We start from the raw sequence: 20,956 nt of genomic DNA, 5'->3' as shown, positions 1-20,956 counted from the left end.
TTGCCCCTTACAAATTTTTTTTCTTATCATCATGTCATTGGTATCCGATTTTACTGATTCCGAGCTGCATAACATTCGTGAGATGCTGACGCAACGATATAAAAAGGATGTGGAGATTGAGCTTGCCGATTGCGAACTGGCGCTGGATAAAAAATCTGAACAGGTCACCCATTGCCCGACGGTATTCTGGCACGAAAGAGGCGCCAATTTTGTAGTGTTCAAAGTCGGGTTGTTTCAGTATCGGACGCAATTTTTTTACACGCCGCACGATCAATACGGCACCGGGATTGACCAATACAATGACCTGGACGAGTGCGTCGCTGCGGTGCTGCAAACCCAGGCCGATCACGAGCGCGAGCGGCAGGGCGTGGGTTCCGGCAGTGCTGGCGAATCCCTGAAGCCTGCTGAAATCGCGAAATAATGAACATCAAAAAGAACATTTTTTACGCGCAGTCTGGCGGTGTCACGGCGGTAATCAACGCTAGTGCCGCTGGCGTAATTGAATCCGCGCGCAAGAATAAAAATCGCATCGGCAAAGTCTATGCCGGACGCAATGGCATTATTGGCGCATTGACCGAAGATCTTATCGACACCTCGCGCGAAAGCGCCGCCGCCATCCGCAAATTACGCCATACGCCGGCCGGCGCATTCGGGTCATGTCGTTATAAACTCAAAAGCGCCGAGGAAAATCGCCGTGAATACGAAAGGTTGATCGACGTATTCGAAGCCCACAACATCGGTTATTTTTTCTATAACGGCGGCGGCGATTCGGCGGATACCTGCCTGAAAATTTCACAACTCTCAAAAACCTTGAACTACCCAATCCAGGCGATACACATCCCAAAAACCGTGGACAATGATCTGCCCATAACGGATAACTGCCCGGGCTTCGGCTCGGTTGCAAAATACATTGCCGTATCCACCCGTGAAGCCAGTTTTGATGTCGCCTCCATGGCAAAAACATCCACCAAGGTATTTGTGTTGGAAGTCATGGGACGCCATGCCGGCTGGATTGCAGCGGCTGGCGGCATGGCTTCGGATAGCAAAACCGAAATCCCGATCATCGTCCTGTTTCCTGAAATACCGTTTAATCGAAAGAAATTTATGGCGGTAGTTAAACAAAAAGTGGCCGAATTCGGTTATGCGTCGGTGGTGGTTTCGGAAGGCGTTGGCGATAGCAATGGGCGATTTCTTTCCGACCAAGGTTTGGTCGACGCCTTCGGTCATGCCCAGTTAGGCGGTGTCGCGCCGATCGTCGCCAATATAGTCAAACAAGATTTGGGTTGCAAATTTCATTGGGCGGTGGCGGATTATATGCAACGCTCGGCCCGGCATATCGCCTCGAAAACCGATGTGGAGCAAGCCTATGCGGTCGGCAAAGCCGCGGTGAAAATGGCGCTCGCCGACGATAACGCGGTGATGCCCACCATCGTTCGCGTCAGCGACAAACCATACCGCTGGAAAATTGGCAAAGCCAGTCTCGGTCGTGTTGCCAATGTGGAAAAAATGATGCCGCGAAGTTTTATCACCAAAGATGGGTTTGGCATTACGCGGAAATGCCGCAATTACCTTGGACCATTGATGATGGGGGAAGATTATCCGCCGTATAAAAATGGATTGCCGGATTATGTTCGATTGAAGAATGTGCCGGTGAAGAAAAAACTGAAAACCGAATTTAAGTTATGACACTCGACAAAGCGCGAAAATTACTCAAAGTGCAAGTCGATTTCGGCGGCTCGTATAACCGCCACTCGGCGCAACTGATCCTCGCCGAAGTGGTACGCGAACATGGTCGGAAAGCGGCGGATGATTTGATTGTGGATCTGGAGTTGAATCGAGTTTTTGATTTTGTGGTTGGGGGCGATTTGTAAAAGCGTGCAGGCAGGATTACGCCGACCCGGTTTTTAGTTTTTGCTTTATTTCCGGTATATGTTTGTGAAATGCCCGATGCATTCTGATGGCACTATCAATCAAGAATTCGGTTATTTTTCCCCAGTCCGCTTCTTTGGAACCATTGACCCCCTTTAAACAATGCTCTACTTTGGATGCCTGACGGTTTTCCAGTCTTTTCCAGACGAGTTCGCCTTGAAAATCAGATTCAATCTGAATTTTTTTAGCAAAAAACAAATCATAGATTTTTTTATTTTCCTCCTTATTTCCTTTGGCTATGTATATTTCCGATCGTGCATGCTGGTTGGTTATCACAAGATACACGCCTACTCCGCTTATGCCGGTCGATATTGTGAGCCAACTATTTTTTCCCGGATTGATGTTTTGACAAATTGAACTTTTTTCATTTATTTTTTCAATAAATTGTTTCCAGAATTTATGTTTCAACGTATGCTGTTGCGCGGATTTCTTTTTTTGCGCCCCAATTTGTTTAATATCAGTATTTGGTTTTGTAACAACCGTGAAAAGCGGCGCCGCCATCATCTCGCTTTCAATTCGTATGGCCTCTAACTGTATTAGATAAAAAGAAATATTATCCGGTGTCGTTTCGTTCAACCAATCTATCGCCCGTTTATGCTCTTCAACGGGATTACTCGAAATCCAGATCGCCGTTTTTGCATCGAGATTTGTCAGATAGGTAAGAATTTGCCCAAGATGGGTGTGGTTGGTTTTTTCCAGTTGATTTTCGATGATGACCTTGTCACCATTGTCGTCCTCGCCATATAAATCAACACTAAATGGCCCGATTTTCTTTTCCCGGGATTCAATAGTTATATCGAAGTCAAGAACATCGGTCAGGTAATCGATGTTTTCTTCGAGCCACTTAGTAAAGTTTATGTTTTCGCTTTTCCAAAGTTCGCGCAAATCAACCTTGCGGATTTTGCCAATTTTTGTGTTCATAATAGCCAGTCTCACTGATCCAATATTTTTTTCAGTATTTGCTCTTCGCTGTATTTTTCTGGAATGTGGTCATCTATGCGTTCGACGCTTTTTTTATAAAACTTATTGGTGCCGTCGATGTTTTTACACAGCAAGGCCACTATAACCCTGTTTCCAAATTCCGCCTTTATCTTGTTAACCACTTCTCGTGACGCATAGAATTTTTTTGCAAAATCTTCCGAGCGTATGCGTCGCCCTTCGACAATTTCCCGTTGCTGCACAAAATTCCATGCTGTCATCGGTGATTGATATACAAACAAAATAAACACATCCCGATTCTTATTTAATGATCTTTTGATATTTTCCCTCGCTATGTTTTCATTGGCAAAAGTGCCGTCAAGCAAAAAACTTATTCTGTTTTTCAGCGCCGAGTTGTGTATTTCGTGCACCAATTTAGTCGCCGCTTTCTGAAATAAATGAGAGTTGGATTTTTTATAATCATGGAAGTGGTTGCGCAATTCATCGGCATCAATTCTGAGCATATTGTCGATGTTTTTCAACAATCGCATTGAAGTCTCGGTTTTACCTGCCCCTGGCGAACCAGCCATAAAAATGGAAACGGGATTTGTTTCCAAGTGAAAACCTTCCGTTATCTGTGCAACTATGGTTTTGTGGTTTTCCTTAGCGTATTGCAACGCTTTATCAGATATTTCCTTTTCACTAATGTCGGCCATGATGTATTGACGAATGCGCTGACCAAACGATGATCGCGCAAAAAGAAACGCCGCTTGAAGGACAGTTATTAGCCAGCTTTATGAGAGAGGCAATCCGCATCCATTTCTTGTTTCTTTCTCCTCTCGGCTCTTATTTGGGCGGCGCGCTCGATGATTTTTTGCTGGTCTTTGATTGATTCCTCAATAACTTTCTTGAACACCCGCTTGTGCTCTCTGGCAGAACCATTTCGCATGAATTCTGCAAGTGCATTATCTATTGTTGCTGGCTTTTTCTTGAATAAGGAAAACATTTTTGAATCTCCAACTGTTGGCGGAAAACTATAACAAATATTAACGGAAAGTTGAAAATAATATAGGGGCGATTCCACAAACCTACAACAACGGCGCGATCACCAAACTGACGATTGCCATTACGTTGATCAGGATATTCATTGAAGGACCGGAAGTATCCTTGAATGGGTCGCCAACGGTGTCGCCGACCACAACAGCCGCGTGCACATCGGAGCCTTTACCGCCCAGATTTCCTTTCTCAACGTATTTTTTGGCGTTATCCCAGGCACCGCCGGCATTTGCCATAGTCAATGCCATCAATACACAACCCAGCAACGCGCCGCCTAACATGCCGCCCAGGGCTTCAGCGCCTAATCCGAAGCCGACTATCGGCGGCGCCGCCACCGCAATCACGCCGGGCAGAATCATTCTCTTCAGCGCCGCCCGCGTTGCAATATCGATACATCGATCCGAATCAGGTTTTGTGGCGCCTTCCATCAGCCCTGGAATTTCGCGGAACTGCCGACGAATTTCATGAATCATTTCAAATGCGGCGGCGCCTACGGCGTTCATGGTAATGCTGGAAACCAGAAATGGGAATATGCCGCCGATAAACATCCCCGCCAATACCTGCGGGTTGCTCAATTCCAACGCAAATCCAGGTTTCAGATACGCCACCGTTTCAATGAAAGCCGAAATAATCGCCAGGGCGGCCAAGGCCGCGGCACCGATGGCAAAGCCCTTGCCGATGGCGGCGGTGGTGTTGCCCAACTCATCAAGAGAATCGGTGATTTCACGAACTTCCTGCCCCAATCCAGACATTTCCGCTATTCCGCCTGCATTATCCGCAACCGGCCCATAAGCGTCAATGGCCATAGTGATGCCCACAGTCGCTAACATACCTACGGCGGCGATGCCGACGCCATAAAGACCAGTAAGTTCGGTGGAGATTAAAATGATTGCAGCGATAATCAGCAAGGGAACGACTACCGATTCCATGCCAATTGCCAGCCCGGCAATCATTACCGTTGCCGGGCCGGTTTCACCGCTTTTAGCGATATCGCGTACCGGCTTGCCGCCTGTGTAGTACTCGGTGATTAACCCGATACCGATACCACCTACTGCACCCACGGCAACGGCAGCCCACACATTTACGCTGACATCAAAATATTTTATCACTGCGTAAGCGACCGCCATAAAAATTATCGTCGCCCCGATGGTGCCGATTCGCAGAGCCAGTTCGGGCGATCGGGCGGTATTCATTTTTACGATGGCAATACCGAGGATGGAACACACCAAGCCTGCTGACGCCAACGCAAGCGGCAAGAACATCAGGGTAGAGCGCTCGCCCATCACCGCAAATGTTGCCACAGGCAAGGTCGATGCAATGGCGATGGTGGCGATTATTGAACCACAGTAGGATTCAAAAATATCCGAGCCCATACCGGCAACATCGCCAACATTGTCACCCACATTATCGGCGATCACGCCGGGATTTCTGGGATCATCTTCGGGTATGCCGGCCTCGATCTTACCCACCAGGTCTGCGCCAACATCGGCGCTCTTGGTGAAAATGCCACCGCCAACCCTGGAAAATAATGCCACCGATGAAGCGCCCATACCAAATCCGTGGATAACATGTGCGGTTTCAGGATCGCCGCCATACAGCAAATACAGGAAGCCAATACCCAACAAACCCATGGATGCGACACACAAACCCATCACTGAGCCACCAAAGAAGGCGACCGCTAATGCGCTTTCTGCACCCTGTTGTTGTGCTGCCGTTGTGGTTCGGACATTGGCGCGTGTTGCAGCAATCATGCCGAGATATCCGGCTATTCCAGAACATGCCGCACCAACCAAAAAAGCCAGCGTGGTTTTTGCGCCAAGCTCGGAGATGAATATCAGTGCGGCGACAATAACGACAAATGCCAATAAATAAGTATATTCCCGGCGCATAAAAACCATTGCACCGCGGTGGATTTGTTCCGCAATGTCTGCAACCTTGCCCTCTCCCGCAGGGTACTTTAATACCATTTTGTATACCAGCAGGGCGGCAAACAGGCCGACGACACCCAGAATTACAGGCAGTGTTTGAATCATTGAATTTGCTCCGTAGAAAAGCGCTAATCTGTGAAAAAATTGACCGCGAACTATATCCGTGATGGGCCTGGATATCAAATGGGGTCGATGGACTGCCTATTTCGAAGACTTGCGCGCTCGGGGATGCGCGTTGTCATAGACCTTGGCAAGATGCTGAAAATCCAGATGGGTGTATATTTGTGTGCTGCCGATATCTGAGTGTCCCAGCATTTCCTGCACCGCGCGCAGATCACCGCTGGATTCGAGAATGTGACTGGCGAATGAGTGGCGCAACATATGCGGATGCAGTCTGCGACCAAGCCCTTTTGCTTTTGCCCATTGGTTTAATCGATATTGAATACCGCGCACACTCAACCTTGTGCCATTTTGATTGACAAATAATGCATTTTCCGGCTGCGTATCATTCTGCGGCTTTGCCAGATTTTGCGGCTTCACCAACTCGTGCCGCCTGGTCAACCAAGCTGTCAGCGCGGCAACGGCTTTGCGACCCACCAGGACTATCCTTTGTTTGTTGCCCTTGCCGACAACGATAATTTGGTTTTGTTGAAAGTCGATGGACGTGTCATTAAGAGAAGCCAGTTCGGACAATCGCAACCCTGAAGAATAAAATAGTTCAAGCATGGCATGATCGCGCAAGGATAAAATGGAACTATCGTGTTGCTCAAGCAACTCACTGAGTTCATCAACGCTTAGCGTCTGGGGCAATTTTTTCGGATATTTTGGGGCCGCTATCCCGGCAAATGGATTAACCTCCGCACCGCCTTGTTTTAACAGGAAACGATAGAACGCCCGACAGGCTGAGAGCATACGCTGTATACTGCGCCCGGATAATCCGTGCTGGTGTAGTTTTGCTGGAAAAAATCGCGCTTGCCGGATTGATAACAATGACCAATCCGAAATTCCCTTGTCATTGGCAAATTCAATTAGCTGCCGCAAATCACGCCGATAAGCATGGATTGTGTTCGCCGATAGTCTTCTTTCGCGCTCAAGGGCATTGAGGAATTGCCTGACCTGGCCTTGCAGGCGAGCATCTTGCGGACGCGGCATGGATTATTTGCCGCTCTGAAAATAGCTGCCTACCAAAAGGCCCAATCGGTCAAGAAACATAACCCCGATTCCTGGTTGAAAGCGCGCTTCTGAAGTTGAACCAAGCACCATAACGCCCTTAATTTCATCTGAAAAAATTAACGGGACAAAGGCACAGGATTTAATTGCCTTGAAGTTATCATTAAACAAAGATGCAAGTAAATTACTTGAAACCCGGTCATCACAGATACTGCTTTGATGGACTACCCGTTGCCTGACATCGTCGTACTTGGGATGACCGCAGGCGCCCTCCTTCTTATTCAATAGAATCGCCACATCGTTAACATTAAATTGTCGCTTTACCAGCGCGATGACTGTTTTAACCGCGTCTTTTTTATTTTGCCGACCGCTGAGCAGACCAATAGCCATCTCCAGCAAGTCAGACTCCAACCGCTGATTGGTTTCTGCGCTATCAACGATTAAATCAATCTTGGTTTGCTGTTGATTTTCCCGGTCTTTCCAAACCTTGCGCTGCCTTTCATAAAATGGCGCGACGCCTTTTCCATCGCCAAAATCCAAATAGCGCAGCAACTCCTGATTTTCCTCGAAGAAAGACGGATGTTGTTTTAAATAATCGATTACTTCCTGGGTTTTGGTCATTATCTGAGTATTAGACATCATGTTTATTTGAGAAATGGTTTTACGTTAGCGGCTGATTATACCCTGCAACGGTTTTCCTAAAAACGCTCAAACTAATGGGAATATATTAGATTTCTATACTGCCTTCGTAAACCATATGCACCGGGCCCGTTAGATAAACCTGGGATTCCGCTCCCAGCCAATCAACTTGGGCACTTCCACCGGGCAATACAACTTCAACCCGGGAGTCGAGCAAGCCGCTGCGGATTCCGGACACCACGGCAGCACATGCACCACTTCCACACCCCAAAGTTTCTCCGGCACCACGTTCATGGACTCGAAGTTTTATTTCCCGGCTTGAAATTATCTGCCTGAACCCAATGTTGGCCCGCTCAGGGAACAGATGATGGCTCTCCAACAACGGCCCAAGGGTCGCGACATCTGCATTTTCGACGCTATCCACCTGAATGACACAGTGCGGGTTACCCAGAGATAGCGCGCTAAATTCCACCTCCCCGAACTCGGTAGTGGCGTGGTAACTCGGTAATTGCCCGGCAACCGTCAATGGTATTTTTTCTGGCGCAAATTCCGGTACGCCCATGGCCACGGTAACGGTATCATTCTGATTCAGGTGTAACTGTAATGTGGTGGTTTTTGTCTGCACCTCGATAGTTGCCTCATCTGATAATCCCTGGTCATGTAAATATCGGGCAAAACATCGCGCGCCATTGCCACATTGCCCAACCTCGCTGCCATCGCTATTGAATATTCTCAATCGATACCCACTGTTATTAATACGCTTGCGGCCTAACGGTTGTGCAACCAAAATCTGATCGCAACCAATTCCAACATGACGATCCGCGATATGCATGGCAATCGTTTGTGTCATTTCGATGCGCTCAGCAACCCCATTGAGCATCACAAAATCATTGCCGAGAGAGTGCATTTTAGTGAATCTGCATTTCATATTTTTGTTTAGATTAATTTATGATACAACCTATCATCATACGTTATGCCATACCAAAATAAACCCGTGCCAAACAACCTGATAAAATCATTCCAGTGAATCGCCGATTAAAACCGCTTTTTGAATATGTTAGGTCTATGCCGTCTTTACCGAGACAAATTCTCGGTATATTACTATTGCTGGGCGGACTATTTTGGTTTTTACCCATACTCGGTTTGTGGATGATACCATTGGGGCTGCTGATATTATCTATCGACTTCCAATGGGCGCGCCGTGGCTACCTTTCGATCATTTCCTGGCTGCGAAAACGGCGTGGTCACCGAAAAAGAAAAAAAGCGGATTAAGTGCAGCCTATCCACCTATAGCCTGAGTTCGTCGTTTTACCAGTGACATCCCTTTTAACATGTTCAACGCTTCCCCAAGTTGATGATCTTTTTTAGTTCGCTCTGACAGTTGAATTTTCTCCTCATCCGCTGGGTTGTCTTCGAATTCGCCATTTTCCAAATGCCCGGCTAAATCAGATTCGCTGATTTGCTTTTCTGTATCATGGATGGTGTCATCATCGGCTTTGGCATCCTGCGTCGCCTTGCATCCTCCATCCCTGGTGTCGTCGGCTGAAAAATCCGCCTGTTCAACCGTGATATCCGGCACAATTCCTTTAGCTTGAATGGATCGGTTCGACGGCGTGTAGTACCTCGCTGTTGTGAGTTTTAGTGCACCGCCATTATTCATCGGTACCACCGTTTGCACCGACCCTTTCCCAAATGTTTTTGTCCCCATTATGATTGCGCGCTGATGGTCTTGCAGGGCACCGGCAACAATTTCCGAAGCCGACGCAGACCCGCCGTTCACCAATACCACCATGGGCGCATCATCAATCACATCATCGGGGCGCGCCAAAAAACTTTGACCTGAGGTTGTGGTTCTGCCTCGGGTGGAAACGATCTCACCCTGTACGATAAACATATCGCTTACTTGTACCGCACCCATGAGTACTCCGCCGGGATTGTTACGCAAGTCCAGCACCAACCCTTTTAAACCTCCTTCGCTTAATTCGTTTAATTGTTTTATTTTTGAACGTAAACTTTGCACCGTTCCACTTTGAAAGCTGGATAGTCTGACATAGCCAAACCCATCTTCCAGAATCTCGCCTCGGACGCTGTTTATTTTAATGATCGCACGCACCAGTTTAATGTCCAAACGATCATTTACGCTCTCCCGAAAAATTGTGAGCTTGATTTTAGATCCCGGATCACCTCGCATTTTGTCCACCGCATCTTTCAAGCTCAGGCCATGCACTGAGACATCATCTATCATCAATATTAGATCGCCAGGCTTAACTCCGGCATCAAATGCGGGGGTACCGTCGATGGGTGTGACGACTTTAATTAACCCGTCTTCCGTGGTCACTTTGATGCCAAGCCCGCCAAATTTACCCTCCGTGGTGATTTTAATTTGCTCAAAGTCCTCGGGCTCTAAAAACGTGGAATGGGGATCCAACCCAGCCAGCATACCCTGAATCGCATCGCGCAAAAGCGTTGTGTCATCAACCTCATCGACATACTCGCTCTTAATCCTGCCAAACACTTCTGAAAACAGTTGAAGGTCTTCCAGCGGCAGAGAACTCGATGCCGGTGCTTGAGTTTGTTCTTGAGTTTGCGCCTGAGTTTGTCCCTGGATGGACAACACAGAAGTCGCGCCTGCTACAAAAATTAGCAACGACAAAAACCCGATTCTATGTTTCTGCTTTATAGTTTGCACTTTTATATCTTTCACTATTTCACCTTACATTTCTGGGGCAATAACCACGCTACATTATCAAACAAATCTTAAGAAAACTCGGATTGATTCAGAGCATCCTCAAAGCATCCTGATGAGCACAAGGATGTGCGAGCAAAATCGCCCTTTTGGATTTTCTTGCTCAGATAACGCTAGGATAGCATTATTCAGCGTTTCTTTAAGCGGCTTGTATTGGTTACAGTATGCCCATTTGGATTGGCACCCAAATCCTTATGCTATCGGGCTGGTGTATAATTGGCTTTTTAGATAGCGACGCTCATACCCCACTGCCCAAACTGTCTCCGCACCCGACCGCACTAGGGGATAATTTCCGAAACTTTTCAATTTGATTTTAAAATGTATATCGAATTTATAACCGAGTACTGGTATTTATTTGCCACGCTCTTTGTCATCATCTTGTTACTGAATTTTGATCCGGGCACACGCGGTGTGGGCGGCTCCAAATTAGTTACGCCTGCACAGCTACCTCAACTGCAATCGCGTGAAAACGCGGTAATAGTAGATGTCAATGAAGCGGATAAATTCAAGCATGGGCACATTCCCCAAGCCATAAATTTACCCTTTGGGCGTTTCGGCGATTCCATCGGAAAATTAAAGAAGCACAAGAACAAACCCATCGTTCTTACCTGCGATACCGGCACTAATTCCAGGAAGGCGGTTGCCATTTTAAAAAACAATGAATTTTCTGATATCTATGTGCTTTCCGGTGGTTTGGCGGCTTGGAGAAAAGATAACTTGCCGTTGGTGAAAAGCTAACCTTCAAATATTTTTGACAAATCAACAACTACTCAACTATGGCCAAAAACGAAACTGATTCAAAAACCAGGTCAGCCTCTACTGCTCAAGCTATTGCTATATTCGACACAAAAAATATACCTTGAAGAATTAAATAATTTGATTACCAAGGGTGGATTCAGTGCCTTCCTATTGATTCGGCAATGCTGCCTGAGCGCGTAACCGTTATCGGAGCGGGTTCATGGGGTACGGCGTTGGCGATTCTGCTGTGCAGCAATATCGCTCGAGTTTTATTGTGGGGAAGGAATGCGAAAGCCATGGAGAATATGGCGAAAGCGCGCGCTAATGCCCGGTATTTGCCTAGCATTGCGTTTCCCCGGAACCTCGAAATCCAATCTGATTTTCAACGCATTGTTACTGATGACCTTTGTTTCGTCGTAGTGGTGCCGAGTCATGGTTTCCGACAGACGCTGGAAAATCTTAAAAACCATATTATCAACCAAGGATTTCAGTTAGACGACGCTACGATAATTTGGGGTACAAAAGGATTCGACACTGCGACCGGGCGCCTGTTAAGCGAGGTAGCCGATGAAGTGTTGGGTCATTCGGTTGGTCGTGGCGTCATTTCCGGGCCAAGCTTTGCCAAAGAGATGGCGAATTCCCTGCCAACCGCATTAACCTTGGCCAGCGCCTCCAATGCGAATGCCGAAAACATGGCAAGTTGGTTTCGCACACCAACCACGCGGGTGTATTTTAGCGATGACCTGGTGGGCGTACAGCTCGGTGGCGCTATAAAAAACGTGATGGCAATTGCCGCCGGGATAAGTGACGGTTTAGGCTATGGTGCAAACGCCAAAGCCGCATTAATCACTCGAGGACTATCGGAACTCACCCGGCTGGGATTGGCCCTTGGCGGCAAAGCAGAGACATTTATGGGACTCACCGGGGTTGGGGATTTGATACTGACCTGCACCGATGACCAGTCCCGAAACCGCAGATTTGGATTGCGGCTCGGCACCGGCAAATCAAAAGCCGAAGCAATCGCCGAGATTGGACAAGAAATTGAGGGCATCAATACGGTGCGGGAATTGTTTGAAATCAGCAAAAATCTTGATGTGGACATGCCGATTACCGAGCAAGTCTATAAAATTATTCACCAAAACAATGATCCCGAGACTGCGGTGCAGTTATTGCTGCAACGAAACCCGAAAGCGGAATCTGATTGACGCTTTACGGTTTGCGTGCCGTGCCAGCAAAATTATTCCCCGAAAATCCGTGTTGACGCCAGGCTTCATACACCACAATCGCAACGCTATTCGATAGATTCAGGCTTCGACTGTCTTTTTGCATGGGAATCGTCAGTCGGTTTTCAATCGCAACTTGCTCTCGAATTTCCTCGGGCAGCCCATGAGTTTCCGACCCGAATAGAAGAACATCCCTGGGTTGGTAATTGAAGTCGCTGTAATGCCGCTGATTCCTGGTAGAAACCGACAGCAATCGACCGCTGGCTTGTTGATGGAACTGGTGCCAGTTTTCCCAGGATTTAACCTCGCTATACTGATGGTAATCCAAGCCGGCCCGGCGTAATTGTTTTTCGTTCATACTGAACCCCAAAGGCCCAATAAGATTTAACTGACAACCGGTATTCGCGCAAAGGCGAATTATATTTCCGGTGTTGGGGGGGATCTCAGGCTGATACAGCGCTATGGAGAACATTCAAAAAGGCTTTACCACTGCTAATATGATAATCCCTGCAAGGAGCAGTACCGGCAGTTCATTCATCCAACGATAAAAAACCGGGCTACGGGAATTGGCATCCTTTCTAAATGCAACCAATGCGTTATAGCACCACAGGTGATGAGCAATGACCAATACCACCAGCAATAGCTTTATATTGAGCCAGTTTCCGGAAAAACCATAACCCATCCATAGCCAAAATCCGAATACAATGGTCAGAATCGCGCCCGGGGTCATAATCCCAAAAAACAGTTTTCTCTCCATCACTTTAAACCTGTCGATACTGGTTTGGTCGCTGGACTGAGCATGGTAGACAAAAAGTCTGGGCAAATAAAATAGCCCGGCAAACCAGGTCACCATGAAAATAATGTGAAAAGTCTTGATCCAGAGCATAAGGATGGCAGCAAATGATTTACCGGGAATTCTAGCAGGCTTTGCTGGATTGATTTCCCGGGCAATTAATAAAGGTGCCAGTATGCTTTACGCATAAAAAAAGGACGTTCGGGGAGAACGTCCTGAGTGATAAACACCAATGGAGGATAAAACTTTATGCGGCTCGTCGAAAATCCGCGGATGTATCAGGTTGGCTGGTTGGTTGTACGGCCAGTTGTGTCAATGTGCCTCGGGTACGAACCAATGCATCAATCTGATAACGCTCGACACCGATATCGCGAAGCAGTCTGTCGGGCAGGGCATTCAAATGACGAATTGCTTTTTTGCGTTCAATCAAAGCCTTGACCCGGTGAAACGCCCGAATCACTTGAGACAATAGTCCCCGACCGAATTCGCCGTGTACAACCTTTGAGTTGTCTTTCATATTTACAGTATTTTTCATATTCGCCTCCTAATTGACCAAGAACATGATGATGGTTAATAATGTGAGGGCACCTACGCACGCAACACCCACTTTGTTAAATAATTCGTTTGTCATTTCTCTACTCCCACTAAGTTGGTTGTTTAAGTTAGTTTCGCTATGTATTAGCAGATGGTCAGAATATAATAGTAGAAGCCCTTGCAGACAAACGAAAGTTTTTCATACAATACATGACTAATTACTCATGTATTAAATTCGTAATGTTAATCTATTGCATTAAATTAACTCGGGATTGAATGTGGCAATTCGATTCCCGCCGATGGCAGCCCTGCGCGCTCTGGAAGCGGTCGCCCGACATTTAAGCTATACCCATGCGGCTGAGGAGCTATTTGTCACCCAAAGCGCCATTAGCCACCAGATCAAACACATCGAAGATCTGTGGGAAATCAGGTTATTTGAGCGACGTGGGCGGCGCATCGTGCTTACCGAAGCCGGGCATGCTCTGGTGCCCGTAGTGCGTGATTTTATCCGCCGCATCACCGCAACCCTGGAGGAGATTACCGAAAAAGACGGCAGTCCGTCGGCCCTTCGAGTCACTCTGCTGCAATCTTTTGCCTTCAAATGGCTGGTGCCGCGGCTCGGTCACTTCAACCATGAATATCCTGATATCGACGTGTGGATATCAACCTCAGATGAACTTGTCGTTTTCGATTCGGAAAAAGCTGATGTGGGTATCCGCCTCGGTTATGGGCGTTGGGGAAATCTCTATGAAGAACTGTTGCTGCAGGAATATGTTTTCCCTGTGTGCAGTCCGCACTTCCTTGAACAATACGGTGTACCGGAAAATCCTGAAGATTTATTAACCCTTCCTCTGTTGCGCCGCAATGCCGTGGACATTTTACAACGATGGCGTGATTGGTTCACGGATGCCGGTGTGGTGGTCAGCAAAATGCCCAAAGGCACGCAATTCCCCGAAACCAGTCTAGCGCTTCAGGCGGCCATCGACGATCAAGGGGTTGCTCTGGCTCGCAGCGCCCATGTCCTAGATGATGTTAAAGCGGGTCGCCTGGTGCGGTTGTTTCCGGAGGTCAAAAGCAAGTCAGCCGTATCCTATTTTTTCGTTTGCGTTCCGGGACGCGAAAGCGAACCACAAATTGCAGCATTCAGAGATTGGCTCAAGCGCGAATCTGCACAATCAGAAAAAGAATTTGAGGAAATGTTAAGCTGATGCCAAACAGGAATCTGGCGTGAATTCATGAATCATGCGAATAACCTCATCGTTGTCCAGGCGAGACAAACAATGGCGGGAACAATGACGGTTATCGCATACATCGCATCCCGGTGCACGAATAACGCGATTCCGCTCACCCAGCGGGCCCACCTTGTTTTCGTCAGTGGGGCCGAATAAAGCGATCACCGGAGTTTGTTTTGCCACGGCGACATGCATTGGAAAACTATCACCGGTGAGCATCAAGGACGCTCGACTGGTGAGTTCAACGAACTCAAGCAAGGACTGCGCGCCAGCCATATTAACCGCACTTTGGCAACAGCCATCCTCCATGCCCCGGTCAATCTGAATTTTTCGATCAGGCGATCCGGTGAACACGACCTGATAGGCGTTGGATACGGCTTCACATACTTCCATATAATTTTTCAACGGCCAGTCTTTCGAAGGCCATCTTGAAAATGGACTGACAATGAGTATGGGTTTGTTTTCGAGGTTAATTTTCAACAACAACCGATCTACCGACAGCTTGTCGTCGTTGCCAACGACCAACTCCATGGTCGTGTCCGTGGTCGGGATGCCAGCAACCTGCAGGAGTTGATCCATTTCCTTTATTGCGTGCAACTTTTTATTCCTGAACCCTTTTAACCCCCACCAGTTTCCCTTGACAAATTTATTTTCGGCTTTCGCGCCATAAAGAAAAAACACCGACTTGGCCAGCCCCTGAAAATCAATGGCGAGATCAAACTTGTGTTGACGAACCTTGGACAGCGTCCGCTGCATTTCTTTTATTGCCCTCATCGGTTTTTTGCGCCAATTCTCCTTGATGCTATCACGATCGACCAGTATTAATTCGTCAACCCAAGGGCTGTGTCGATAAATATCGGCTGAAGTATTGGCGGTTAACAAAAACAATTTGCTGCCTGGGCATTGTTTTTGGTAGTGTTTTTTAATCGCCCGAATATGACCACTGGCGTGAAGCACATCGCCCAGAGAGGTTTGTTTTATCACTAAAATATTCATGCCGTGATGAAAATATCATGTCTGGACAGCTATTTATAAAAATCAGGCTTTTCATCCGGCTGGGTTCGAAACCAGCGAAAAGTCCACATGTACTGTTCTGGAGCATCGAGTATTAGTTTCTCCATTGCCTGATGCATATTTGTCGCATCGGCGACATAATTACCCGCCGGGAAATTTTCCAGTGGCGGGCCTATTGTAGTCCGGTATCGGCCAGTTTCCGGCATCAGTCTGCATATACTCGGGATGACCACCGCATCGGTAATTTTAGCCAGCCGGCTGATTATGTTCAAGGTCGAGCGTTGTTGCCCAAAAAATGGCGCAAATACGGCGTGCTTTCCATCTCCAAAATCTTCGTCTGGAATAAAGTAGCAAAGTTTGCCGTTGTTCATGCCCTTGATAATTCCGCGCAAGCCCTGATCGCGCATCAAAACAAGCACCTTTTTATAGCGGGTTCGTGAGCGATACAGAAACCAGTTAAGCACCGGATTTTTGTCACGTTTCATCATGGAAACCAGATCTATGTCAGCCAACACTAAACGCCAACCCATGTCCAAAGTGGTGGTGTGATAGGTAATAAGCACTATTTTTTGCGTTTTCGGTAATGCCTTCAAATTCTCAAATCCAACCACGTCCGAATATTTTTCAACTCGCCGGACCGATCCCATCATCGCCAAACCCATGTCCACCAACCCCCGGCCATAGCAACGAAAATGATCCTTGACCATTTGTTGCCGCTGGATTTCCGAGAGATTGGGGAAACACAATCGAATATTAACTTCGACAATGTGACGGCGCTTGGAATTGCGCCGGCGCATTTGATCGCCAACAAATGCGCCGATCTTCATAGTCCATTTTCTTGGCAGCCAGATGACCAGCCATAAAAATGACAACATCAACCAGGTGCCCCAGTATTTCGGTTTCAAAAACAGGGGTTGAAACTTTATCGTCGGGGCATAGAAATAGGTCTGCTTGGCGGACATGGGAAATATGGGTGTCATTCAAAATTATAAGCCAAAACTACAAGCCTGTTCCGATAGTGACGTAAACTCGAAACCCGAAAAAGGGGTTATGATAATCAGATCACAAACCCCTGATATCTTTGATCCTGCGACCCAAGCCAGCATAGATCGTCCCAATTATCGATGTCGCGCAATTCGGCACAGTGCGATACCGCGATACCCAGGCGTTGGAAATTTCCACAAATCCTGGACAATACTTGATTGCCTCCCCAATCAACCCCTTCAAAAATCCCCTCGTCTAGCCTGCTGAGTCCCAATAAATAAAACCCGCCATCGCTGGCCGGGCCGATGACATTATTTTTTGCTGCCAATAATCGATGGACCTGAACCAATATTTCATTGGTTATCTGCGGCACGTCGCAGCCCATCACCACTGCGCCGCCATGTTGTTCGATGCCATTTCTAAGAACGAACAACAACCGCTGGCCCAGATCGCCTGAAATCTGGACCTCCAAATCCAGATTATTATTTCGCGCAAAATTTTGAAATAGCGGGTCATTAATGCTGGGCGAAACAGTTAGAATCAATTTCCCGGGCCAGAACCGGCACACTTTATCCACTGATTGTTCCAGCATAAGCGTTGCCAACTGTGCAGACTGATTTTCGCTTAAATAGGGATGCATCCGGGTTTTTACTAACCCCGGAATTGGCGCCTTGGCAAATAAGTACAGCGGTAGTTGAGCCTTAGCGATCATTTGCGCGATCATTTTCATACATGCTGGCAAGCCGATTGGAATCCACCCCTATCCAAAACAGGAAACGCAACTTCCACATCAGCAAAATGGTCTCTAAAGCCCCTTTGTTTTGCCAGCGACGGGCCGAGGTGACCACGGCTTTTTTTATCAGCCCGGGCCGGGAATGTCGATTAAGCTTTTTACAGATTGCGATATCTTCCATTAACGCGATCCGCGGATAACCTTCGCATTTATTGAACAAAGATGATGCAATAAACATCGCCTGATCGCCGGTGCCAATTCGACGTACTCGAGACCGAAGATTGACCATTCGTTCTATTACCCGATAAATCAATCCTTTCGATTCCAGGGATATATCAAATCGACCCCAGGCATAACCGTTTTCAATAACCCGCCGAATCAACTGCATAGCGTCGCCAGGCAAGCGTGTATCGCAATGCAAAAAGACCAAAATATCACCATCGGAAGATTTTACCCCCAAATTCATTTGCGCGGCGCGACCTGGCTCATTGCTGGCAACCAAACCAATCTTTGAGGCGTTGGGCGATGATTTCGGCAGGGCCTGCAAGGTGTTCGTTACTATGGCTCTGGAATCCGGTTGATCGCTGGCATCCACCAGAATCGCCTCATGGAATCCCTCTAACCGCTGCAAGTGTTCAACCAACTTAACCACATTACTGCCTTCGTTATAAAGCGGAACAATGATTGAAATTAATGCAGCGGCACTCATTTAATGCGGGGGCAATATGGGTTAGTTTAGTCAGCCTCAAAAATCGGTATTCCGCTTTCTGTTTGCAGCAATACGAAGACGTAGCGCGTTCAATTTAATAAAGCCTGTGGCATCTGACTGATTATAGGCGCCGGCGTCTTCCTCAAACGTCACAATTTTTTTATCAAATAACGAATCCGAAGCCGATTGGCGGCCAAGCACATCGACATTGCCTTTGTACAACCGTATTTTAACTTCGCCGTTAACCGACTCCTGAGTGGCATCAATCATTTTTTGCATCATCAATCGCTCCGGGCTAAACCAATAACCATTGTAAATTAATTTCGCATATCGCAACATGAGCTCGTCTTTCAAATGCGCCACTTCCCGATCCAGGGTCAACGATTCCATGGCGCGGTGCGCTTTCAGCATAATGGTTCCACCAGGGGTTTCGTAACATCCTCGGTTTTTCATGCCCACATAGCGGTTCTCCACAATATCGGCGCGCCCGATGCCATGTTTGCACCCCAATGTATTGAGCGCGGTTAAAACCCCAGCCGGGGTTAACACCTTGCCATCGACTGCGGTGATGTCGCCTTGGCTAAATCCAATAATCAATTGTTCGGCTTCATCCGGCGCGTCCCTGGGAGAAGTTGTCCAGCTCCATACCTGATCGTCCGGTGTCTGCCAGGGATCCTCTAATTCTCCGCCTTCATGGGAAATGTGCAGTAAGTTGGCATCAATGGAGTAAGGCGAACCGCCGTCTCTTTTCTTTTCAACCTCGATACCATGCGTTTTGGCATATTCCATCAATCTTTCCCGGGAAGTTAGATTCCATTCTCGCCAAGGCGCAATAATTCGAATATCGGGGTTTAATGCGTAGGCGGATAACTCAAAACGCACCTGGTCGTTGCCCTTGCCGGTTGCGCCATGAGCAATCGCGTCGGCACCGGTTTTGTGCGCGATTTCAACCAAACGTTTTGCGATCAACGGGCGGGCAATGGCTGTTCCCAGCATATATTCGCCTTCATAAATGGTGTTTGCGCGAATCATCGGGAATACATAATCGCAGGCAAACTCTTCTTTTAAATCCTCGACAAAAATCTCCTTGACACCGAACTTCCCGGCTTTTAATCGGGCCGGCTCAAGGTCTTCCCCCTGACCAATATCCGCGGTGAAGGTCACCACTTCACAGTTATATTGGTCCTGCAACCATTTCATAATAATCGAAGTGTCCAACCCGCCTGAATAGGCAAGCACCGTTTTATTTATCTCAGACATCTTGATTTGTATTGTGGGTAGGTAAAAAGGTAAAGTATATCATTGCACCTGATACATATTCTCTTTATAAGGAAACGGCACGAGCCAAACTGAAAATACATAACTTGAATTCACGGTATCTTGTGCCCTTTATGCCCTCATGGTTTGGGTATATATAAGAATATTGTTAAAAAGGGGGCACCTGATACATATTCTCTTTATAAGGAAACGGCACGAGCCAAACTGAAAATACATAACTTGAATTCACGGTATCTTATGCCCTTTATGCCCTCATGGTTTGGGTATATCTAATAAATATCATGAAAAAGGGTAGAAAATCATTGTCGTTCAAGTAAACTACACTGACAATAGGCGCCGATTTACTGGCGTTTTTTTGTTTACTTGCTAACAACAAGCCAGCAATAGAAATTACCGCCATGTCGATTCGACACTTTTTAAGTTTGATGGATTTAACCACTGCAGAAATTCGGCTGATAATCTCGCGCGCTATCGAATTGAAAGCCGAACTGCGATTGGGGACGTTTTCAACGCTGATGCAAAATCAGTCCGCGGTTTTAGTTTTTGAAAAATCGTCCACCCGGACACGGGTGTCATTCGAAACCGGGGTCACCCAATTTAGTGGCAATTCAATTTTTCTTGCGCCATCGGATTCCCATCTCGGCCGCGGTGAGCCGATAGAAGATACCGCTCAAGTGCTATCCCGAATGGCAAGTCTAATCGTGATGCGAACCGGTCCTCATGAACGCATTGAAAAGATGGCGCAGTATGCAACCGTTCCGGTTATAAACGGCTTGTCCGATTTTAATCATCCGTGCCAGTTGCTTGCCGACATCCAGACATTTACTGAACACCGTGGAGATATTCGAGGACGAAAAGCTGCCTGGATCGGCGATGGCAATAATGTATGTCACTCCTGGATGAATGCCGCCCGACAACTGGATTTTGAACTTCACATTGCGACCCCAAAGGATCATCGGCCTGACCAGAACTTGATTAAAGATTGCTCAAACAATATTGTGCTTACCGAAGACCCCAAAGCGGCAGCGAAAGATGCTGCCCTGGTGGTAACCGACACTTGGTCGGGAATGGGTCATGAAAAAGAAAAGGAAACGCGAGAAAAAATATTTGAAGGCTATTGCGTGGATGAAAACTTGATGAGCGTTGCGGCGAAGAATGCCTTGTTTATGCATTGCCTGCCCGCTTATCGCGGCAGCGAAGTGACGGCCGGGGTCATTGACGGAGCGCAAAGTGTTATCTGGGATGAAGCGGAAAACCGGCTGCATGCGCAAAAAGCATTAATGGAATTTTTGCTGACAAACAGCCATGACAAACAGTTATGAGATAACTCAA

General features: G+C 47.3%; 24 protein-coding genes. 9 read left to right on the top strand and 15 right to left on the bottom strand.

All coding sequences use genetic code 11. The annotated features are described in order from the left end of the window. Positions 1–31: 31 nt before the first annotated feature. Genes ACPXXB_RS06930 through ACPXXB_RS06920 form a run of 3 tightly spaced genes read left to right on the top strand, consistent with a single transcriptional unit; the run spans position 32 to position 1,871 of the window. Positions 32–421: a hypothetical protein gene (locus ACPXXB_RS06930; RefSeq protein ID WP_423905841.1), complete on the top strand. Its 390-nt coding sequence runs from the start codon at positions 32–34 to the stop codon at positions 419–421. Continuing rightward, positions 421–1,686: a 6-phosphofructokinase gene (locus ACPXXB_RS06925; RefSeq protein WP_423905839.1), complete on the top strand. Its 1,266-nt coding sequence runs from the start codon at positions 421–423 to the stop codon at positions 1,684–1,686. Before ACPXXB_RS06930 ends, ACPXXB_RS06925 begins: the two co-directional genes overlap by 1 nt. Then, positions 1,683–1,871 (top strand): hypothetical protein, encoded by a 189-nt coding sequence (locus ACPXXB_RS06920; RefSeq protein ID WP_423905836.1) that lies wholly within the window; start codon positions 1,683–1,685, stop codon positions 1,869–1,871. Before ACPXXB_RS06925 ends, ACPXXB_RS06920 begins: the two co-directional genes overlap by 4 nt. Before the next feature lie 16 nt (positions 1,872–1,887). On the opposite strand, the gene ACPXXB_RS06915 is transcribed toward ACPXXB_RS06920, so the two are convergent. Together ACPXXB_RS06915 and ACPXXB_RS06910 are read right to left on the bottom strand one after the other, a co-directional pair. Then, positions 1,888–2,850 carry a DUF4268 domain-containing protein gene (locus ACPXXB_RS06915; RefSeq protein ID WP_423905835.1) on the bottom strand — a complete coding sequence of 321 codons (963 nt, stop codon included), beginning with the start codon at positions 2,848–2,850 and terminating at the stop codon, positions 1,888–1,890. Between the two features lie 11 nt (positions 2,851–2,861). Next, the gene (locus ACPXXB_RS06910) at positions 2,862–3,563 is read right to left on the bottom strand and encodes a zeta toxin family protein (protein WP_423905833.1); all 702 of its coding nucleotides are present in this window, start codon (positions 3,561–3,563) and stop codon (positions 2,862–2,864) included. 29 nt (positions 3,564–3,592) lie between these two features. Here ACPXXB_RS06910 and ACPXXB_RS06905 point away from each other — a divergent pair, with 29 nt between their 5' ends. Further along, positions 3,593–3,739: a hypothetical protein gene (locus ACPXXB_RS06905; RefSeq protein WP_423905830.1), complete on the top strand. Its 147-nt coding sequence runs from the start codon at positions 3,593–3,595 to the stop codon at positions 3,737–3,739. Between the two features lie 196 nt (positions 3,740–3,935). Here ACPXXB_RS06905 and ACPXXB_RS06900 read toward each other — a convergent pair whose 3' ends face one another. From ACPXXB_RS06900 to dapF, 4 genes are all read right to left on the bottom strand, one after another. Beyond that, positions 3,936–5,936: a sodium-translocating pyrophosphatase gene (locus ACPXXB_RS06900; RefSeq protein ID WP_423905828.1), complete on the bottom strand. Its 2,001-nt coding sequence runs from the start codon at positions 5,934–5,936 to the stop codon at positions 3,936–3,938. Between the two features lie 96 nt (positions 5,937–6,032). Further along, a complete protein-coding gene (gene xerC / locus ACPXXB_RS06895) occupies positions 6,033–6,983 on the bottom strand; it encodes a tyrosine recombinase XerC (protein ID WP_423905825.1) in 951 nt (316 codons plus the stop codon). 3 nt (positions 6,984–6,986) lie between these two features. After that, positions 6,987–7,643, bottom strand: a complete 657-nt coding sequence (locus tag ACPXXB_RS06890; protein WP_423905822.1) for a DUF484 family protein — start codon at positions 7,641–7,643, stop codon at positions 6,987–6,989. Positions 7,644–7,728: 85 nt separating this feature from the next. Continuing rightward, complete coding sequence (gene dapF / locus ACPXXB_RS06885) at positions 7,729–8,568, bottom strand: diaminopimelate epimerase (protein ID WP_423905819.1); 840 nt, start codon at positions 8,566–8,568, stop codon at positions 7,729–7,731. Between the two features lie 137 nt (positions 8,569–8,705). Between dapF and ACPXXB_RS06880 the strand changes: the two genes are divergently transcribed. Further along, a complete protein-coding gene (locus ACPXXB_RS06880) occupies positions 8,706–8,912 on the top strand; it encodes a PGPGW domain-containing protein (protein ID WP_423905817.1) in 207 nt (68 codons plus the stop codon). Between the two features lie 7 nt (positions 8,913–8,919). On the opposite strand, the gene ACPXXB_RS06875 is transcribed toward ACPXXB_RS06880, so the two are convergent. Then, positions 8,920–10,344, bottom strand: coding sequence for a S41 family peptidase (locus ACPXXB_RS06875; RefSeq protein WP_423905815.1), 1,425 nt, complete (start codon positions 10,342–10,344; stop codon positions 8,920–8,922). 360 nt (positions 10,345–10,704) lie between these two features. On the opposite strand from ACPXXB_RS06875, the gene ACPXXB_RS06870 reads away from it, so the two are divergent. Next, positions 10,705–11,124 (top strand): rhodanese-like domain-containing protein, encoded by a 420-nt coding sequence (locus ACPXXB_RS06870; protein ID WP_423905812.1) that lies wholly within the window; start codon positions 10,705–10,707, stop codon positions 11,122–11,124. A 182-nt stretch (positions 11,125–11,306) separates the two neighbouring features. Continuing rightward, positions 11,307–12,329: an NAD(P)H-dependent glycerol-3-phosphate dehydrogenase gene (locus tag ACPXXB_RS06865; protein WP_423905810.1), complete on the top strand. Its 1,023-nt coding sequence runs from the start codon at positions 11,307–11,309 to the stop codon at positions 12,327–12,329. 4 nt (positions 12,330–12,333) lie between these two features. On the opposite strand, the gene ACPXXB_RS06860 is transcribed toward ACPXXB_RS06865, so the two are convergent. The 3 genes from ACPXXB_RS06860 to ACPXXB_RS06850 form a co-directional block, all read right to left on the bottom strand. Next, positions 12,334–12,819: a tRNA (cytidine(34)-2'-O)-methyltransferase gene (locus tag ACPXXB_RS06860; RefSeq protein WP_423905807.1), complete on the bottom strand. Its 486-nt coding sequence runs from the start codon at positions 12,817–12,819 to the stop codon at positions 12,334–12,336. Beyond that, positions 12,820–13,233 carry a CopD family protein gene (locus ACPXXB_RS06855; protein WP_423905805.1) on the bottom strand — a complete coding sequence of 138 codons (414 nt, stop codon included), beginning with the start codon at positions 13,231–13,233 and terminating at the stop codon, positions 12,820–12,822. It abuts the gene before it with no gap. 154 nt (positions 13,234–13,387) lie between these two features. Further along, positions 13,388–13,675 (bottom strand): DUF1127 domain-containing protein, encoded by a 288-nt coding sequence (locus ACPXXB_RS06850; protein ID WP_423905802.1) that lies wholly within the window; start codon positions 13,673–13,675, stop codon positions 13,388–13,390. Between the two features lie 277 nt (positions 13,676–13,952). Here ACPXXB_RS06850 and gcvA point away from each other — a divergent pair, with 277 nt between their 5' ends. Continuing rightward, on the top strand, positions 13,953–14,882 hold the full coding sequence (gene gcvA, locus ACPXXB_RS06845) for a transcriptional regulator GcvA (protein WP_423905800.1): 930 nt from the start codon (positions 13,953–13,955) through the stop codon (positions 14,880–14,882). Here gcvA and ACPXXB_RS06840 read toward each other — a convergent pair. From ACPXXB_RS06840 to ACPXXB_RS06820, 5 genes are all read right to left on the bottom strand, one after another. After that, positions 14,874–15,902, bottom strand: a complete 1,029-nt coding sequence (locus ACPXXB_RS06840) for a glycosyltransferase family 9 protein (protein WP_423905797.1) — start codon at positions 15,900–15,902, stop codon at positions 14,874–14,876. The two genes, gcvA and ACPXXB_RS06840, sit on opposite strands and share 9 nt — an antisense overlap. 29 nt (positions 15,903–15,931) lie before the next feature. Continuing rightward, positions 15,932–16,900 carry a lysophospholipid acyltransferase family protein gene (locus ACPXXB_RS06835; RefSeq protein WP_423905796.1) on the bottom strand — a complete coding sequence of 323 codons (969 nt, stop codon included), beginning with the start codon at positions 16,898–16,900 and terminating at the stop codon, positions 15,932–15,934. Positions 16,901–16,977: 77 nt separating this feature from the next. Continuing rightward, positions 16,978–17,628 (bottom strand): TIGR04282 family arsenosugar biosynthesis glycosyltransferase, encoded by a 651-nt coding sequence (locus tag ACPXXB_RS06830; RefSeq protein WP_423905794.1) that lies wholly within the window; start codon positions 17,626–17,628, stop codon positions 16,978–16,980. Next, the gene (locus tag ACPXXB_RS06825) at positions 17,606–18,346 is read right to left on the bottom strand and encodes a TIGR04283 family arsenosugar biosynthesis glycosyltransferase (RefSeq protein ID WP_423905792.1); all 741 of its coding nucleotides are present in this window, start codon (positions 18,344–18,346) and stop codon (positions 17,606–17,608) included. Before ACPXXB_RS06825 ends, ACPXXB_RS06830 begins: the two co-directional genes overlap by 23 nt. Positions 18,347–18,382: 36 nt before the next feature. After that, a complete protein-coding gene (locus ACPXXB_RS06820; protein ID WP_423905791.1) occupies positions 18,383–19,606 on the bottom strand; it encodes an argininosuccinate synthase in 1,224 nt (407 codons plus the stop codon). Between the two features lie 416 nt (positions 19,607–20,022). Here ACPXXB_RS06820 and argF point away from each other — a divergent pair, with 416 nt between their 5' ends. Then, positions 20,023–20,946: an ornithine carbamoyltransferase gene (gene argF / locus ACPXXB_RS06815; protein WP_423905789.1), complete on the top strand. Its 924-nt coding sequence runs from the start codon at positions 20,023–20,025 to the stop codon at positions 20,944–20,946. Positions 20,947–20,956 lie beyond the last annotated feature (10 nt).

The sequence above is a fragment of the Candidatus Spongiihabitans sp. genome, from assembly GCF_965237845.1.
In the GTDB taxonomy this organism is placed as follows: Bacteria; Pseudomonadota; Gammaproteobacteria; order Arenicellales; family Poriferihabitantaceae; genus Spongiihabitans.
Note: the sequence above shows the minus strand (reverse complement) of the source record. Positions and strands in the feature narration are given on the sequence as shown.

Bases quoted from the DNA above. Each gene is read 5' to 3' on its own strand.
- xerC (WP_423905825.1), bottom strand. From the start codon at position 6,983: ATGCCGCGTCCGCAAGATGCTCGCCTGCAAGGCCAGGTCAGGCAATTC.
- ACPXXB_RS06825 (WP_423905792.1), bottom strand. From the start codon at position 18,346: ATGAGTGCCGCTGCATTAATTTCAATCATTGTTCCGCTTTATAACGAA.
- dapF (WP_423905819.1), bottom strand. From the start codon at position 8,568: ATGAAATGCAGATTCACTAAAATGCACTCTCTCGGCAATGATTTTGTG.
- ACPXXB_RS06830 (WP_423905794.1), bottom strand. From the start codon at position 17,628: ATGATCGCGCAAATGATCGCTAAGGCTCAACTACCGCTGTACTTATTT.
- ACPXXB_RS06920 (WP_423905836.1), top strand. From the start codon at position 1,683: ATGACACTCGACAAAGCGCGAAAATTACTCAAAGTGCAAGTCGATTTC.
- ACPXXB_RS06840 (WP_423905797.1), bottom strand. From the start codon at position 15,902: ATGAATATTTTAGTGATAAAACAAACCTCTCTGGGCGATGTGCTTCAC.
- ACPXXB_RS06905 (WP_423905830.1), top strand. From the start codon at position 3,593: ATGATCGCGCAAAAAGAAACGCCGCTTGAAGGACAGTTATTAGCCAGC.
- ACPXXB_RS06835 (WP_423905796.1), bottom strand. From the start codon at position 16,900: ATGACACCCATATTTCCCATGTCCGCCAAGCAGACCTATTTCTATGCC.
- ACPXXB_RS06820 (WP_423905791.1), bottom strand. From the start codon at position 19,606: ATGTCTGAGATAAATAAAACGGTGCTTGCCTATTCAGGCGGGTTGGAC.
- ACPXXB_RS06910 (WP_423905833.1), bottom strand. From the start codon at position 3,563: ATGGCCGACATTAGTGAAAAGGAAATATCTGATAAAGCGTTGCAATAC.
- ACPXXB_RS06930 (WP_423905841.1), top strand. From the start codon at position 32: ATGTCATTGGTATCCGATTTTACTGATTCCGAGCTGCATAACATTCGT.
- ACPXXB_RS06900 (WP_423905828.1), bottom strand. From the start codon at position 5,936: ATGATTCAAACACTGCCTGTAATTCTGGGTGTCGTCGGCCTGTTTGCC.
- ACPXXB_RS06880 (WP_423905817.1), top strand. From the start codon at position 8,706: ATGCCGTCTTTACCGAGACAAATTCTCGGTATATTACTATTGCTGGGC.
- ACPXXB_RS06865 (WP_423905810.1), top strand. From the start codon at position 11,307: ATGCTGCCTGAGCGCGTAACCGTTATCGGAGCGGGTTCATGGGGTACG.
- ACPXXB_RS06925 (WP_423905839.1), top strand. From the start codon at position 421: ATGAACATCAAAAAGAACATTTTTTACGCGCAGTCTGGCGGTGTCACG.
- ACPXXB_RS06855 (WP_423905805.1), bottom strand. From the start codon at position 13,233: ATGCTCTGGATCAAGACTTTTCACATTATTTTCATGGTGACCTGGTTT.
- ACPXXB_RS06850 (WP_423905802.1), bottom strand. From the start codon at position 13,675: ATGAAAAATACTGTAAATATGAAAGACAACTCAAAGGTTGTACACGGC.
- ACPXXB_RS06915 (WP_423905835.1), bottom strand. From the start codon at position 2,850: ATGAACACAAAAATTGGCAAAATCCGCAAGGTTGATTTGCGCGAACTT.
- ACPXXB_RS06860 (WP_423905807.1), bottom strand. From the start codon at position 12,819: ATGTTCTCCATAGCGCTGTATCAGCCTGAGATCCCCCCCAACACCGGA.
- ACPXXB_RS06890 (WP_423905822.1), bottom strand. From the start codon at position 7,643: ATGATGTCTAATACTCAGATAATGACCAAAACCCAGGAAGTAATCGAT.
- argF (WP_423905789.1), top strand. From the start codon at position 20,023: ATGTCGATTCGACACTTTTTAAGTTTGATGGATTTAACCACTGCAGAA.
- ACPXXB_RS06870 (WP_423905812.1), top strand. From the start codon at position 10,705: ATGTATATCGAATTTATAACCGAGTACTGGTATTTATTTGCCACGCTC.